Source organism: Paenibacillus sp. FSL L8-0158, assembly GCF_038592965.1.
Classification (GTDB): Bacteria; Bacillota; Bacilli; order Paenibacillales; family Paenibacillaceae; genus Paenibacillus; species Paenibacillus polymyxa_D.
In genome coordinates this window covers 5,671,977-5,687,081 of record NZ_CP151949.1, presented here as the reverse complement: position 1 = coordinate 5,687,081, position 15,105 = coordinate 5,671,977, and the positions used below count along the sequence as shown (strand labels likewise).

General features: G+C 44.9%; 19 protein-coding genes. 8 read left to right on the top strand and 11 right to left on the bottom strand.

Annotation, left to right across the window (positions count from 1 at the left end):
* Positions 1-5: 5 nt before the first annotated feature.
* From NSQ68_RS25220 to NSQ68_RS25200, 5 genes are all read right to left on the bottom strand, one after another.
* Positions 6-1,142 (bottom strand): zinc-dependent alcohol dehydrogenase, encoded by a 1,137-nt coding sequence (locus tag NSQ68_RS25220; RefSeq protein WP_342427539.1) that lies wholly within the window; start codon positions 1,140-1,142, stop codon positions 6-8.
* Positions 1,139-1,519 (bottom strand): spore coat protein, encoded by a 381-nt coding sequence (locus NSQ68_RS25215; RefSeq protein ID WP_342429164.1) that lies wholly within the window; start codon positions 1,517-1,519, stop codon positions 1,139-1,141. Before NSQ68_RS25215 ends, NSQ68_RS25220 begins: the two co-directional genes overlap by 4 nt.
* Positions 1,520-1,559: 40 nt before the next feature.
* Complete coding sequence (locus tag NSQ68_RS25210) at positions 1,560-1,811, bottom strand: spore gernimation protein GerQ (RefSeq protein ID WP_307350785.1); 252 nt, start codon at positions 1,809-1,811, stop codon at positions 1,560-1,562.
* A gap of 73 nt (positions 1,812-1,884) precedes the next feature.
* Complete coding sequence (locus tag NSQ68_RS25205) at positions 1,885-3,423, bottom strand: FAD-dependent oxidoreductase (RefSeq protein WP_342427538.1); 1,539 nt, start codon at positions 3,421-3,423, stop codon at positions 1,885-1,887.
* 178 nt (positions 3,424-3,601) lie between these two features.
* Entirely contained in the window at positions 3,602-4,225 is a 624-nt protein-coding gene (locus NSQ68_RS25200; RefSeq protein WP_307350788.1) for an acetate uptake transporter, read from the bottom strand.
* A gap of 216 nt (positions 4,226-4,441) precedes the next feature.
* Between NSQ68_RS25200 and NSQ68_RS25195 the strand changes: the two genes are divergently transcribed.
* The 3 genes from NSQ68_RS25195 to NSQ68_RS25185 all read left to right on the top strand — a co-directional run bounded on the left by NSQ68_RS25195 (position 4,442) and on the right by NSQ68_RS25185 (position 6,442).
* Positions 4,442-4,798 carry a nucleotide excision repair endonuclease gene (locus tag NSQ68_RS25195; protein WP_342427537.1) on the top strand — a complete coding sequence of 119 codons (357 nt, stop codon included), beginning with the start codon at positions 4,442-4,444 and terminating at the stop codon, positions 4,796-4,798.
* A gap of 110 nt (positions 4,799-4,908) precedes the next feature.
* Positions 4,909-5,853, top strand: coding sequence for a YafY family protein (locus NSQ68_RS25190; protein ID WP_342427536.1), 945 nt, complete (start codon positions 4,909-4,911; stop codon positions 5,851-5,853).
* 67 nt (positions 5,854-5,920) lie between these two features.
* A complete protein-coding gene (locus tag NSQ68_RS25185) occupies positions 5,921-6,442 on the top strand; it encodes a DinB family protein (RefSeq protein ID WP_342427535.1) in 522 nt (173 codons plus the stop codon).
* Here the strand turns inward: NSQ68_RS25185 and NSQ68_RS25180 are convergent.
* The 4 genes from NSQ68_RS25180 to NSQ68_RS25165 form a co-directional block, all read right to left on the bottom strand.
* Positions 6,375-6,911 (bottom strand): Crp/Fnr family transcriptional regulator, encoded by a 537-nt coding sequence (locus tag NSQ68_RS25180; protein WP_307350795.1) that lies wholly within the window; start codon positions 6,909-6,911, stop codon positions 6,375-6,377. The two genes, NSQ68_RS25185 and NSQ68_RS25180, sit on opposite strands and share 68 nt — an antisense overlap.
* Before the next feature lie 35 nt (positions 6,912-6,946).
* Positions 6,947-7,687, bottom strand: a complete 741-nt coding sequence (locus NSQ68_RS25175; protein WP_342427534.1) for an SDR family oxidoreductase — start codon at positions 7,685-7,687, stop codon at positions 6,947-6,949.
* Between the two features lie 30 nt (positions 7,688-7,717).
* Positions 7,718-8,296 carry a TetR family transcriptional regulator gene (locus tag NSQ68_RS25170; protein ID WP_342427533.1) on the bottom strand — a complete coding sequence of 193 codons (579 nt, stop codon included), beginning with the start codon at positions 8,294-8,296 and terminating at the stop codon, positions 7,718-7,720.
* A 132-nt stretch (positions 8,297-8,428) separates the two neighbouring features.
* Entirely contained in the window at positions 8,429-8,974 is a 546-nt protein-coding gene (locus NSQ68_RS25165; RefSeq protein ID WP_307350801.1) for a glutathione peroxidase, read from the bottom strand.
* A gap of 277 nt (positions 8,975-9,251) precedes the next feature.
* Here NSQ68_RS25165 and NSQ68_RS25160 point away from each other — a divergent pair, with 277 nt between their 5' ends.
* The 3 genes from NSQ68_RS25160 to NSQ68_RS25150 all read left to right on the top strand — a co-directional run bounded on the left by NSQ68_RS25160 (position 9,252) and on the right by NSQ68_RS25150 (position 10,772).
* Positions 9,252-9,980: a YheC/YheD family protein gene (locus NSQ68_RS25160; protein WP_307350804.1), complete on the top strand. Its 729-nt coding sequence runs from the start codon at positions 9,252-9,254 to the stop codon at positions 9,978-9,980.
* 146 nt (positions 9,981-10,126) lie between these two features.
* Positions 10,127-10,363 (top strand): hypothetical protein, encoded by a 237-nt coding sequence (locus NSQ68_RS25155; RefSeq protein ID WP_307351710.1) that lies wholly within the window; start codon positions 10,127-10,129, stop codon positions 10,361-10,363.
* Positions 10,284-10,772: a hypothetical protein gene (locus NSQ68_RS25150; protein ID WP_342427532.1), complete on the top strand. Its 489-nt coding sequence runs from the start codon at positions 10,284-10,286 to the stop codon at positions 10,770-10,772. The genes NSQ68_RS25155 and NSQ68_RS25150 overlap by 80 nt, the downstream gene beginning before the upstream one ends.
* Before the next feature lie 87 nt (positions 10,773-10,859).
* Here NSQ68_RS25150 and NSQ68_RS25145 read toward each other — a convergent pair whose 3' ends face one another.
* Positions 10,860-11,600 (bottom strand): SDR family NAD(P)-dependent oxidoreductase, encoded by a 741-nt coding sequence (locus tag NSQ68_RS25145; RefSeq protein ID WP_342427531.1) that lies wholly within the window; start codon positions 11,598-11,600, stop codon positions 10,860-10,862.
* 157 nt (positions 11,601-11,757) lie between these two features.
* Here NSQ68_RS25145 and NSQ68_RS25140 point away from each other — a divergent pair, with 157 nt between their 5' ends.
* Complete coding sequence (locus tag NSQ68_RS25140; RefSeq protein ID WP_342427530.1) at positions 11,758-12,663, top strand: LysR family transcriptional regulator; 906 nt, start codon at positions 11,758-11,760, stop codon at positions 12,661-12,663.
* Positions 12,664-12,754: 91 nt separating this feature from the next.
* Here the strand turns inward: NSQ68_RS25140 and NSQ68_RS25135 are convergent, their stop codons facing one another.
* Positions 12,755-13,624, bottom strand: a complete 870-nt coding sequence (locus NSQ68_RS25135; RefSeq protein WP_342427529.1) for a GyrI-like domain-containing protein — start codon at positions 13,622-13,624, stop codon at positions 12,755-12,757.
* 250 nt (positions 13,625-13,874) lie between these two features.
* Between NSQ68_RS25135 and rlmN the strand changes: the two genes are divergently transcribed.
* Complete coding sequence (gene rlmN, locus NSQ68_RS25130) at positions 13,875-14,972, top strand: 23S rRNA (adenine(2503)-C(2))-methyltransferase RlmN (protein ID WP_342427528.1); 1,098 nt, start codon at positions 13,875-13,877, stop codon at positions 14,970-14,972.
* Positions 14,973-15,105: the final 133 nt, after the last annotated feature.

The window sequence follows — 15,105 nt, the reverse complement described above, 5'->3', positions numbered from 1 at the left end:
TATAGTTAAGGTTTAAGTACAACTTTGATGCAATTGTCTTGTCTGGTATCGAAAATTTCATATCCGTGTTTGGCGTCGCTTAACGGAATGACGTGTGTGACAACGTCCCCAGGGTCGACCTTACCTGTATCAATCAGCTCATACATATAAGGCATATAGTGAATAACGGGTGCCTGTCCCGTACGTAAATTAACATTCCGCTGAAAAATGTCTCCCATCGGAAAACCGTTATATCGACCGCCGTATACCCCGGTAACTTGAATGGTGCCGCCCTTGCGCACAGCCTGTGTAGCTATGATCAGTCCTCCCAGAGCTCCACCGTGAAGTTTAAGACCGGAAGCCAAGGATTCCAGCGGAGACATTTTGCCGCTCATGCCGGAGCAGTCAATAACTACGTCTGCGCCTCCTTTGGTTATTTCCTTGAGGTAGTTGCCGACGTTTTCTTGCGATTCTACATTCACGATCTCCACGTGATTGGTGCGCTTCGCGTGTTGCAGTCGATAATCCAGATAGTCTGCCGCAATGACTCGTTTTGCCCCTTTGAACCAGGCGAACTTCTGCGCTAGCAGACCTACCGGCCCACAGCCAATAACAATGACAGTATCCCCGTCCGTTACCCCGGCATTATCGACACTCCAGAACGCAGTGGTCATGGCATCAGAGATCAAGCAGAGCTTTTCGTCAGGATGTTCACAACTCTCCGGAATTTTGAAGTGAGTGAAGTTGGCAAAAGGCACACGTAAATATTCAGCTTGTCCACCCGGATATCCACCAGTTGTTCCTGAATAGCCGAAAAAACCGCCCATTTCTCCATGCTCATTAGAATAGTCACATTGACTTTCCAACTGGTTTTTACAGTAAAAGCATTCACCGCACGCTATGTTGAATGGAATGATCACGCGGTCTCCCTTTTTCAAGTTGGTTACGCCGCTGCCGACTTCCTCTACAACCCCCATCGGCTCATGCCCTATTACATAATCTTCCTGTAGATTCGGAATCAATCCGTGAATGAGATGTAGATCTGAACCACAAATAGCGGTTGTCGTCAGTCTGACAATCGCATCGTCGGCTTTTTGAATACTTGGGTCCGAAACCTCTTTAACCACAACGTTTTTGATACCTTGGTAGGTCACTGCTTTCATGCCTGGTTTCCTCCCATATGTTCGTCCGGCGTGCGATCAAACATACCCTTGCGGGTGGTATCATCTGGGAACAGTTTCATTTTGCTGATGTCCACCGTCTTGTTGGCTGATAGCTGATCCAATGGGTACTGCTTTTGCAGATCATAAGGATGAAACCACTTTTTTCGTACCATAAGATCAGTAATTTCCTGATGAAGAACGATGCCTTGATGCAGTTGATTGCGCAACAGAGTTCTGGCATCTGGAGAGACGGTTTCCGTCAAGGCTACGGCTGTATTTCGAACTCCTTCCTTGACGCGAATCAGAAAATCCATCGCTAAGGTCGTGTCTGCCATTTCTGGCATATTTAATGAGTTTTTTGGATCCGCATAATCCATTTTAGCGGACTGGGTCTGATCTAATGTCACATCATTCACCTCAATTTAATATTGGTGTGGGACGAAATTCTGGTACAGGTGCCTGAAACGGTGCCCTGGCATAGATTGCTTGCAAATCGGCAATAGCTTGTATAGATTGCTGAACATCTTTTTCCATTAAATCCTTTAGCTCTTGATCGAATACCAAGCCTTGCATTAATTTGGACTTGGCTAAGCATAACGTTTTAAAATTAAGCGCTTCGTGGATTTCTAAGGACTCATGCGCCGCTAATGTAGACTGTTGGTTTATCATCGGATCACCTTTCTTTTATGCTTCTCAAAGGTATGTTATCCAGCCTAACTAGGTTTATTCCGAAAGGATGGTGCTATTCTACTTCAACCTTGCCAAGCGATTTTTTTGCCGGTCCTTCAATGACTTCGCCTTGATATGAAAAGCGTGAGCCATGACAAGGGCAATCCCATGTTCTTTCCGCCTCATTCCACTCGACTTCGCAACCCATATGGGTGCATGTTGTGTCCACTAGGTGCAATGCTCCTTGTGGGTCACGGTATGCGCCCGCTCTTTTGCCGTTTACCCGGATGACCGCCCCTTCGTCGTGCTCCAGTTCATCAGCCTTTTTGTAGCTGATGTCCAACTTCCCAGCAATCAAATGTTTAGCCACATTCGCATTTTGAGTCACAAATGTTTTGATGTCGGGGTCCATATGGAATCTTGATGGGGAGAAAAGATCCTGGTATGGGCTTTCCTCTCTGGTAATCAGATTCGTATTTAATAAAGCTGCCGCCACACTTGTGGTCATCCCCCATTTTCTATAACCCGTAGCAACGAGGATGTTAGAGGTGTTGGATAGTTCCTGCCCAATATAAGGGAGCTTGTCTAGCGTATACAAGTCTTGGGCCGACCAGCGATAAACGATTTCCTTTAATCCAAATGTTTGCTCCGCGAACTTTTGTAAAGCTTCATAGTACTGGAAAGTACAGATTCCTTGTCCCGTTTTGTGGCCTTCCCCACCGACGATAACCATCGGTTCTCCGTTTACCATTACGGAGCGAAGTGAACGTTTTGGGGTTTCCGCACTTAGATACATACCACCTGGGTAGATTTTATCGGTTTTGACCGCGAGTACATAAGACCGCTCGGCATGCAATCGCGCAAAATAAAGACCGTTGGGATCATTGAATGGGAAATGCGAGGAGGATACGACATGGTTGCAGGTAATTTTCTTTCCATCGCTTGTTGTAATGATGGCAGGGTTTCCTTTTTCCACATCTACAACGGTGGTTTGCTCATAAATTTTCCCGCCCTGACGGATGACTTGGTTTGCCAAATATCTTAAGAAAGGTACAGGATTAAACTGGGCCTGGTTTTTCATCTTAATAGCTGCTTTAGTTGAAAACGGCAGAGGCGTTTGTTCGACATAACTTCCCGGGATGCCAAGTTCCTCGTAAGCTTTATATTCGTCGGCAATTTCTCTCACATACGTATCTTCACATGTATAAACGTAGGCATCTTCTTCTGTAAATTGACAATCGATATGATACTCTTCTACCGTTTGTTTGATAAATTGAAGAGCGTTGTGGTTGGCTTCGTAATAGAGTCGGGTTTTTTCCTTGCCAAAATGTGAGATAAACTCGCTATAGATCAAATCATGCTGTGCGGTAATTTTGGCGGTAGTATGACCGGTTGTCCCATGAAGTATCCGCCCCGCATCGACGACGGCGACGTTTAATCCTTTTTTAGAAAGTAAATAAGCAGTGGTAATACCGGTAATCCCCGCACCTACAATGGCAACATCCACCTGAATATCCTCACTAAGTTTGGGGAAGTTAGGGATGTCAGTGGAAGCTAACCAATACGATTCGGGAAATTGCGGAAATGTGATACGAGATTTGCCTTGTGTCATTTTTACAAAAACCCCTTTGATTACAATTTATGTATATTGTTATCATTGTGGGGTTTTATATTCACTAAACGACTCTTTTTAGTATTTTTTTGATACAGGAGGGAGTGATGGAAAAGAAACAAAGCCGTCCTTAACGCGGATCGGCGCGAAAGGAGGCTTTGTGGGTTTACATATACAGCTAAGGACGTGGTTTGAAAATGCCGAAAGGACGTCCTACGGGCAGAAATGTTCGGCCAAAATGTGCATTCAGAACGGCAGCTCCTGTACCGTACAGCGAGAGTAGACCAATGCCCATTTCAGCATAAGCGGCGATGGTATGGAACACCTCTGGGGCGATGCCGAATGCATCGAAACTAAGGCCGAGGAATAGAAAATCAATCAACACAAAAATAAAAAATAGGACCTTGTGCGTCTCCATGGCTCCTATGGTCATGAAGAGCGTAAAGATGAGATATCCGGCAAAGGCAACGCCGAGCTGTTTGCCATCCACAGCAGATGCCAGCTCTGAGCCGAATACGCCCATTTTAATCATCCAGCTACTAGCTACGGCTAACCAGAAGAAGGCGTAAGCACCAAATGCCGTCATGCCAAAGGTATTGTTATGCTTTGCATCCTGAATGCAGGCAAACAGCTGTGCAAAGGCACCAAGAAAAATAGCCCAAGGGATAATAAAGCTCAAGCCTTCAGTGAGACCAAGCTTTTGGGATGAAGCTACAAGTGTTACAATAGCCAAGCCAAACAGGCCGATCGCACTCGGATCGGCCGTTATAATTTTTACGTTAGAATGAGATTCATTTTGCATGAAAAAATAGAAGCCTCCAATAATATTCAAGTACGTGTCAATCTGCCGATGCCAGAATCACACTGACATATTGTAACGGAAACCAACCTACTCGCATAGTAGGTAAATCATAAAAATTTTACGATCTGTCTTGTGATGGGGCAAGGATTTATTAAATGGTGTTACCGCAGGATTTGTGATAATATTTACACCTATATAGAATGAGGAAGTGACATAGTGATTAATATAACAATTCCAACTCCGGATATCACGATTACCAAACAGGTTAACCCTGAGCTCAGCCATATTTATGGATTTACCGACTTTCACCTGATCCCTAGAGATAAGGCGGGTATCTTTATGTTCTACAATGCGCAGGAGGAATTGCTGTTCGTTGGTAAAGCAAGAAAGCTAAGACCAAGAATCAAAAAGCATTTTGAAGACACCGTATCGCCGATCAAGGACAAGCGGAATGAAGTAGCGATTATCGAGGTTTGTATTGTGGAAGATGCGGTAGAGCGAGAAATCTATGAAACCTACATTATCAATTCACAAAAGGCTAAATATAACGTTGAAAAAGTATTTTTTAAGTAATGAAGTAACCTCCGTATGAAAAAAAGAGCAATAAGTCGCAGTGACTGTACTGCCCTTATTGCTTTTTTGTATTTTTGCTTTTTTAGATCTTTCCAGAGAGGGGCCGTGGTATGAACAAAACAGATCGTTTGCTAGCGATCTTGCTAGAGTTGCAGCGTAAGGATATTTTACGAGCCGAGGATTTGGCAGCTATATTCGAAACGAGTGTGAGAACCATCTATCGGGATATTCAGGCTCTAAGCGAATCGGGCGTACCGATTGTAGGAGCACCGGGCATTGGATATTCCTTGATGGAGGGGTATTTCCTGCCCCCAGTGAGCTTTACCGCAGAAGAGGCTGTGGCGTTGCTAATCGGGACGGATTTTATCGAACAAAAATTTGATACAGACTACGGTATCAAGGCGCAAACCTCCCGCAGGAAGATTGAAGCTATTTTACCGGAGAGCGTCCGCAGGGAAGTTTCCCGGGTGCGTTCGACCATGAGATTGCTCGCTGTGGATGAAGGGGCAAACCATAGAGAGAAAACCTACTTGGAAACGCTGCGTCTTGCTGTATTGGAAAAACGAATGGTACAGTTTGGCTACTCCAAAAGAATGCCAGAGGCTGACGGGAATCGTCAAAGTGTGCGTGTGGTTGCTCCCTATGGTCTGGTATTGCTTCGTGGTTCGTGGGTGTTAATCGGGCAATGTGAATTGCGGCAGCAGCTCCGCCATTTCCGTCTGTCACGTATGGACGAGCTTATGGTACTGGAGGACAGGTTTCAGTTGCCTGTCGATTTTCATTTGCAGGATTACAAGCAAACCGATGACCGTCATGTGACTGTTCGCATACTAGCACGTTCGGATATTGCAGATAAGGTGAAGGAAGCGAACAACTTTTATATGGAGGCTATAGAGGAGCGTGCAGATGGATTGCATATACTTTTCCGCGTCAGACAGCCGGAGGAATTACTGCAATGGATACTTGGATGGGGCGCGGATATGGTTGTGCTGGAGCCTGAGTCGCTCCGGGAGCGGGTACGTGCGGAAGTGGAAAAAATGTTGAAATGCTACTGACATAATGCTGTCAGTAGCATTTTTGTATAGTAAAGCTACTTTGATAGAGAGGGGCAGTTACTAATATATGAATACAACCGAAACATTACAGCGTTTTGAAGAAACGGCACAACACTATCTTCTTGAATTGGACAGCTTTAGCTTGGAGCAATTGCAGTACACACCACAGGAGGACCAATGGTCGCTTGGACAAATGTATCTTCATTTGGTGAACTCTGCTCTGTATATGCATCTGAAGAACATTGATGTTTGTCTACAGCCTAATGGGGAGACAGGAGTTAAAACGGAGGCGGGTACGGCTGTTTTTAATCTAGGAGGATTTCCGCCCATACGTATCCAAGTGCCACCATCCCCGCAGTATACTCCCCCACAACCGACGAGCAAAGAAGAAATTGTGGAGGGTTTAAATGTTGTGATCCGGAAAATGAGAGAGATTGAGCCGATCGTTGGGAAATCAACAGGGCCGTCTACCGTCTCTCATCCCAGATTCGGCGCGTTGAATGCTGGAGAGTGGTTTTCGCTCATCGAGATGCATTATCGTCATCATCTTTTGCAGAAGGAGCGCTTGAAGCACGCAATAGCCGATTAATCGTCTCCCGGCGTAGCCCGATAAACTGGCCGATTTCCTCCTGCGTCAGCACGTCCGTCAACGTGGCGGGTGCGATGTAGGAGTGGAACCAGCGTTGGAGCTTCCGAAGCTTCTCGGCAGGTGACACCTCGGTGAGCTGGTCAATTCGTTGCTGCATCATGCGCAACTTATCCTGTAGCTGTAAAGCGATAGCCCGACATTGAGTCGGATCTTGCTCCAGCGCCTGATACCACTCTTTTTGTGACAGAACCTCAACCTCAGAGGTGACCAGCGCTATTGCTGTACCATAATAAGGATTGGGGCTGATCAGGGAGTGGTGCGGGATGATTTCATCGGGCACAATCACATTAACTAAAATTTGCGAGCCGTCTTCATGGACTCGGACAATTTTTAACAAGCCGCTCTTTAAGTGATATAAAGGGCCGGATTCTCCTTGTCGAAATAAGGTCTCGCCTTTGTGTAACATCATGAACGTAATAACCTCCATTCCATGTATTCCAGCTTTTAGATGAACCCGCCATTGACGCGGATTGTCTGCCCGGTAACCCACTGTGATTTGGCGCTGACCAGGAACTCAATCACATCAGCGATATCTTCCGGTTCGCCGATCCGACCCATAGCATTCATTTTCTTCATGCCTTCGATTTGCTGCTCGGTTTTCCCTGCTTGGAAAAGCTCGGTGTTCACAGGACCGGGAGCCACGGCGTTGATCGTAATTTGTTTGCTTCCGAATTCCTTGGCTAGCTGACGGGTAAATTGCTCCACTGCGCCCTTGGTACCTGCGTATACGCTATAGGTCGGGAACATTTGTCCGATCACGGATGTGGACAGGTTCACGATTCTTCCGTAGTTCTCCATATATTTCATGGCTTGCTGACAGGCAAAGAAAGTGCCCTTTACATTCAGTGCGAATTGTTTGTCAAAATCAGTTTCGGTTACCTCAGCCAGAGGTTGGGTGATCATCAGCCCAGCGTTGTTAACCAGAATATCCACTTTACCGAATTCAGCAATCGTATTTGTAAATAATGCTTCAATATCACTCATTTTGCCCAGATCAGCGTGAAGCGCTATGGCTTTGCCGCCTTTTTGAACAACGCTCTCCACGACTTCTTGGGCTTTGTCCGGACTGCTGGCATAATTGATGACTACATTAGCGCCCAGATCAGCCAGTTGCTCGGCAATGGCACGTCCAATCCCTCTAGAGGACCCGGTGATAATTGCTGTTTTTCCGTCTAAATGCTTCATATGTGTTTTGTCCTTCTTTCCATATCTATTTTAAGTGATTCCTTTTTCTAAAAGCATCCACACATCCGAAAACTCCTGATTAATCACGGGATTCTTCCATTCGTAGGCATGAGCGGGATGATGAAAACGGGCTGTGGCATAGAAAAGGGTACGCGCCAGTTGGGCTGGCTGATCCGATGTGATGTCTCCGCGTATAATGATATCAGCGAGCTGATCCACAATGTGGGCGATATGCTGGTCGATTAAATCAGCCGCTTGCTCGGTGACCCTCGTATACATCTCAAACATTTCCTCGTCGTCGCGGGCATAATACTGCTTAAGTTCGACCAAGGTCTGTATATATCGTTTTAAATGGGGCGTTCCCAGTATAGATGAATTCTGACAGACCTCCGTTAACGGGCCGATAATCTTTTCATTCAGCCATTTTTCGGTCACGCCTTCAAGAAGCTCGGCTTTACTTTTAAAGTGTCGGTAAATGGTGCCATGACTTACTCCCAATACTTTGGCAACATCGGTCACGGAGGTTTTGGCTATACCAAAACGCCTAAGTGTGTCTTCTGTAGCGATAAGAATCTGTTCCTTGGTTAGCACATCTGAGGATTTTTCCATAGGGACACGGTCAAGTGCCGTGTGAGTCACCTCCTTGAAGTCAGGATAACATAAAGAGTATCAAATGACAAATATCCGTTTTTGTCATTTGATACTCTTTTTTTAAAGAATCCAAAGAAGTGAACAGAAATACTACAATAACGATTCGATGACGGGATCAATGGCCCAGGGCTCCGTTGTTACTTCAAATCTCCCTTGTACATGGCCATCGCGATCGACCAGGAATTTAGAGAAGTTCCACTTGATACCGTCGCCAGCGTATATTTCTGGATATTTATCCCGCAGGAAATCCTCCATCCATTGACCGTCTTTGGTCTGCGTATCGAAGCCTTGAAACGGCGCCTGTTGGGTCAGATATTGAAATAAAGGATGCGGAGATGAGCCTCTGACATCTGTCTTCTCAAATAGAGGGAAGGTTACTCCATGGTTAATTTGGCAAATTCCCTGAATCTCCGAATGGCTACCGGGCTCTTTTTCATTGAATTGGTTACAAGGAAACGCAAGGATTTCAAAACCTTGTTCCCTCCGTTTTTCGTAGAGCTTCTGCAGATCAGTGAATTGACTGGAGAAGCTACACTTGCTGGCTGTGTTTACAATAAGGAGAACCTTTCCTCTATAGTCTGAGAGATCAATCGGTTCCCCGTTAATTGAGGTTGCTTGAAAATCATAAATAGACATGTTAACGTTCCTCCTCACGTTATTTTTAATACATCATATATCCAGAATTGTTATTGGTCTAATATATTATTGGAATCAACTTTATAGGTATTTACAATAATCTTGTCATGTAAAGACACATTGTCTATCTCTCTCTTGAAACCAAGAAGACTCGACCTAGAGAAAGTAGGAGATTTGCCTCTTCATAGCAAACTGTGGCATTCGCCGTTACCAAGATAGAATATAGATGCATATTCATGTAGTGTGTGCAAAAACCCAACAGAATCGAGGGATATTCGTGCCCATTGGAAAGATGATTCAATACAAGGAAATGCGAGAACATCCCATTTTACGTTCTCACTTGCCCGAAACCCGCTGGATCAGTAATGCAAGGACTTTACGGATGCTGGATACCTATCGCACAGTCTTCATCAAGCCTAATTATGGGAGTGGAGGGACTGGCATCATACGTGCGAAAAAGCTGGGGAGGAAATATGAGGTTCGTTGTGGCTCCAGTCGCAGAATCGTTAGATCTCACGCCGTAAGAAGAGCGGTTAGAACCTATCGGAGACCTCATCGTCGTTATTTGGTACAGCAGGGACTTAAGTTAGCTAAGTATAAAGGTTCGATTTTTGATGCCAGAGTGTATATGCAGAAGCCGGAATCGGAATGGGTCATTTCAGGAATAACCGGCCGTGTTGCTGCACCTCGAAAAGTCGTTACCAACTATCGGAAGGGAGGACATGCGGCGCCGTTGTCCAAAGTACTTTTAAGGGTCTTTAAAAATGACAGAACAAAAATGAAAGAGATTTTGGACCAGATCACCGAGCTTTCTAGAATTATTGCCGACACGATAGATAAAAATCATCCGGTTCGCGAGCTGGGCATCGATCTTGCTATTGAGAAGAGTGGTCAAATTTGGATTATCGAGGCCAATCCGCATCCCGGACATATGTTGTTCAGGCAGCTCCCCAATCACAAGATGATTCGCAACATTTTGAGAAACAAACGTCGTATACATCATTAGGATAAAGTTTGTGAAATCATTCATGGATAAGAAAAGGTGGAGAACGCCCAAGCAAAGATGCGGGAGCGTTCTCCGTTTTTTTTGTTAAATAACTGACAGATTTAAGACGAAGCTGGCTTAGATTTACAAGCAGATCATTGAGGGATATGACTGCAACATTCCAAGGTATCGTTGAGCTGAACGATGCCTATTTCTTATATTCTAAAAAAGAAAACGCTTGCCAAAAAGTTCACAGAAAGTTCACTTATGTGGAGGTTTCGACTATTTATATAATTACCAAGGTACACAGAAGGGATGATGGAATTGCCAACAACGAAGAAAGAAGATCTTTATTTTGGTTTCATGATGTGCTTGGGGATGGTCGTATTCATGACATTTTATAATCTATATACAAATGACTTGATTGGCACAATATCTCTAAAAGTAATGTTTCTTCAATTTATTTTATGTTCTATCATTGCTTTCGTATTGGAATTGTTTATTGTCGGTCCACTAGCAAAGAAAATAGCCTTCTCATTACCATACGACAAATCTAAAAAGGTATTTGTGATTCTGTCCCTTTCATGCTGTATGGTCATTGGAATGGTTCTCTGTATGTCACTTTATGGATTGGGGACGGCTTACTTTTTTAATGGTCTCTCGGGAGACTCATTATTTAAAAATTACTTGTCTTTAGTTTTTAAAAATTTTATTTTTGCTTTCCCTCTGCAGCTCTTAATTGTAGGGCCGCTTGTTCGGTACTTATTTGCTAAATTCGTGAAAGGTACACGAATTACGGTATCTTTAAGCTAAAACGTAGTCAACGACGGTATACGATAGCTCAAAAGCCGCTTTCTGTTAGAGAAGGCGGCTTGTTTTTACCCAGATGTCCCAATATCTTTACAGCGTTTGTCCGCTGTCTACCGTAATAATCTGGCCTGTCATGGCTTCCTGTGCCAAAGCAGAGCAGATCATGCTGGCGATATCTTCGGGCGCGGAAATTCGCTGTAGCAGCAAATGAGGAGCCAATGTTTTCATTTGTTCTTCCCTGCCTGCCCACCATCTTGTCGCTACAGCTCCCGGCACGATGCAATTGACGCGAATATCCGGCGCAAGTGCCCGTGCTAAAGATTTGGTCAGTCCGTGGACGGCCGCTTTGGATACAGCATAGGGAAGCGAGGAACCTAGCCCTGTTTGCCCTGCTATACTTCCCAGATTGACGATAGCTCCTTGTTTACTAAGCTTCATAAAAGGAGCTACGGCTCTGGCACAGTAAAACATGCCTTTTACATTTACATCAAATAGATCATTCCATACCTCCTCCGTGGCTGCCTCCAGATCATCCATAGGAATGTGATGTGTAATGCTAGCGTTATTCACGAGTATATTAATCGTACCGAATTGCTGGACAATCTGATCAACCATAGTTCGAACTTCCTGATCTCGGGAAACATCAGCCTGTAATGCGATAGCGCGTCCGCCCTTTTCTAGGATCATACGTACAGTTTCCTCAGCATCGTTTTTGGAGCGGGAATAGTTTACGACTACCGTAGCTTTTCGCTCTGCCAAGGCCATACATACGGCTCTCCCAATTCCTGTACCTCCACCTGTAACTAATGCTACTTTTTGATGTAAATCCATGTATATTCGCTCCTTCTCCATCCAGTTCATGTGCGTATGAAAAATAATACGATCTGATATGTATCATTGTAGAGGATGTATTGTATTCTGTATAATTGAATTAACTGAATTTATGATTCAATAAAATTGAACCAATTGTGCATATAGGAGTCTGAGAATGGACATTAAAACACTCAAAACATTTCAAATGATTGTGAATTACGGAAGTTTTATGCGTGCAGCGGAGGAGTTGAATTATGCACAATCTACCGTGACGATGCAAATACAGAAGCTGGAGTCCGATATGGGAATCCAACTGATCGAACGGGGCAAGAAAATAAAGTTAACTGAAGCGGGCAGGATGTTTTACGAGCAAAGTCTACATATTGTAAAGGATATGGAGCAATTGCAGGAGAATATGGACAATCTGCAAAGAGGAACCGCAGGCGACATTCGTATAGGAGTGACCGAACCGACTGCCAGTTATCGACTACCAGGAATTTTAAAACGATTCTTAACCCATTATCCGAACATTCAGGTTTCTATTGAGTTTGGGAATACCCCTACCTTAAGCGAGCGTATTCTCAAGGGGGATATTGACTTAGCGCTGTGTTCCGCACCGGATTTGGGCACAGAGCTATATTTTGAGGCTTTATTTAGGGAGAAATTTGTAGTTTTAATGCCTGAAAATCACCCGCTTGCGGAAAAAGAAAGCATTGGGCCGGAGGATTTACAGGGACAGCGGTTGCTTATTACGTCGGCTACCTGTCCCTATCGTCGCAAACTTGAAATGGTCATGAAGGAATATGGAATAACCACGTTAAACACGATGGAAATTGGCAGCATGACGGCTCTGAAATTTTATGTGGTAAGCGATTTGGGTATTGCACTTGTGCCACAAATTCTGGTCAGTCCTGTCCCGGCAGGAACAGCGGTGAGGGAGTTAAGCGGCAGCCTGATCGATATGACCTTCGGCCTTCTTTGCAAAGCAACAGACTATCCGTTAAAGCCGGCAAGCTCAAGGCTATATTCTGTATTGAAGCAGGAGCTCGGGGAATTGTCTGGGAGCAGTAAGCTAGAGTAGCGAGTATGCAGGGGATTGTGTTTTCTGTCACCTTATGATGTAAATGTAGTACGGTATAAAACCGACTGCCGTGGGCAATCGGTTCGTTTGTTTACTTTTTCTTAATCGGAATCCAAACTTCACTTCGGTAGTCTTCGGCATGTGAATCTCCCATCGTATACACTTCCAGTTCCGGACCGCCTGAATGCTCATAATTGCTGGCCGGGAACCATTCCTGAAAAATTCTTTGCCATATCTTTTGGATCGAATGAGGCATAGGGCCGATAGATGTAAACACAGCCCACGTTGCAGCTGGAATGGTTCTGGCTTCTAATCCGTTGGAAGCGGCTACGTCCTCGCTGCCTTCTGCGGCAATCAGGTACGTGAATTTCTCTTCCCTATGCTTGAAATCCAAACAAATACCGAGTATATCGTCGCCTGTTCCCAAGGCATGAATCCGATCTGATGTACCATCCGCATTCAGTTCGTTCCAGAATTTTGGGATTTCTCGAAGATTATCACCGTTCTTAGTGGTGACTTGAATGGACTTGCCAATGACCGTAAAGGCCGCTTTCTCTACAATTTTGTAATCCATTTCCTGATCTCCCTTCAACGATAGATGGAAGGTGATGCGTGGAAAGGCTTTCAGGTTCACCCCAGGGCTTCTGGCCTCAGAGGGAGAAATGCCGTGTACCTTTCGGAACGCTTTAGAAAAAGATTCGGGGGAATCATATCCGTATTTGAACGCTACATCCAGCACCTTGGCGGAAGAAAGACTCAATTCCTGAGCAGCCAAGGTCAATCGACGTTTGCGCACATATTCTGCTACCGTGACGCCGGTTAGCATATGAAACATACGCTGAAAATGGAAAGGAGACGAATAGGCTGCCTTTGCAATTTCATCGATATCGAGTGGCTGCTGTATTCTCTCTTCCATCAGATCGAGTGCGTTCTTGATCCGAAGCAACCATTCCAACCGCATCACCTTCCTTAGTTGTAATCATATCATTAGGAGCATCTGTAATCCTGTCTTTGCGTGCTCTTGTTGAACAGGAAAAACAATGTGCCTCCCCCCTTGTGTTCATAATTAAAATTTGGGACAATGAAAGAGGCGTCTAAATAGCGCAGATTGCTTAAACATGCTATGATGCAATGATAGTTGAGACGAGTCGTGATGGCTAGGGTTTATATATAGAAATACGAATTTGAATGTTTTGAAAAGAGGATCGAACATGAAAAAAGAATCCATTTATGGATTAACGCTAGATCAACTGACAGCATGGCTCATCGAGTATGGACATAAGAAATCCCGGGCATTGCAGGTATGGGACGCATTGTACCGGAAGCGGGTTACTGATTTTGCAGCGATGGCAGAGGTTCATGAGGGTTGTATTCGCCTGTTGGCAGAGCACTTTTCCATTGAAACACTAGAAGAACACGTAAAGCAACAGTCAGCAGACGGGACGGTCAAGTTCTTGTTCCGGCTCCAGGATGGTAATTTGATTGAGACGGTATTGATGCGGCATAAGTTTGGCTTATCCGTATGTGTGACTACCCAGGTAGGATGTAACATTGGGTGCAGCTTCTGTGCGAGCGGATTGTTGAAAAAGAGCCGTGACCTGTCCAGCGGTGAAATTGTAGAGCAGATTATGAAGGTACAGCTATACCTGGATCAAGAACGTCCGGGCGACCAGGTCAGTCACGTTGTTGTGATGGGAATTGGCGAACCGTTTGATAACTTCGTGAACCTGTCCGATTTCATTCGGGTGATTAAGGATCACAAAGGACTAGCGATTGGGCCGCGGCATATTACTGTTTCCACAAGTGGACTTGCTGATAAAATCATTGAATTTGCGGATTCCGATCTGCATGTTAATCTGGCGATCTCCCTACACGCCCCGAATAATGAGATTCGTACTCGCATTATGAAGATCAACCGGGCAATTCCGATTGAGAAACTCATGCAGGCGATTGATTATTATTTGGATAAAACGAATCGTCGGATTACGCTGGAGTACATCTTGCTGAAGGACGTTAATGACGGTAAGGAGCATGCGCTCGAACTGGCTGAGCTGGTGGGCCATCGTCGTAATCTGGCCAATGTCAACCTCATTCCGTACAATCCAGTGGATGAGCATAGCCAATACCAGCGGAGTGAGTCGGAGTCGATTACTGGCTTCTATGATGTTCTGAAAAAACAAGGCATTAGCTGTAGTGTTCGGCTGGAGCATGGAGTCGATATTGACGCAGCCTGCGGACAGCTACGCAGCAAACAAATCCGCAAGGATGCCAAGGGTAGCCGCAATGCGGAGCGCGAAGCCATTAGTTAAATACACAAGCGTACTCTCTAACAGGAGTACGCTTTTTTATATCACGAGCCGCAGGGCGAAACGTTACCCGGAAATGTGAAAATAGTCACGTAATAGTTGCTGCTTTTACGTTATAGTGAGTGGTTAGTGGAGG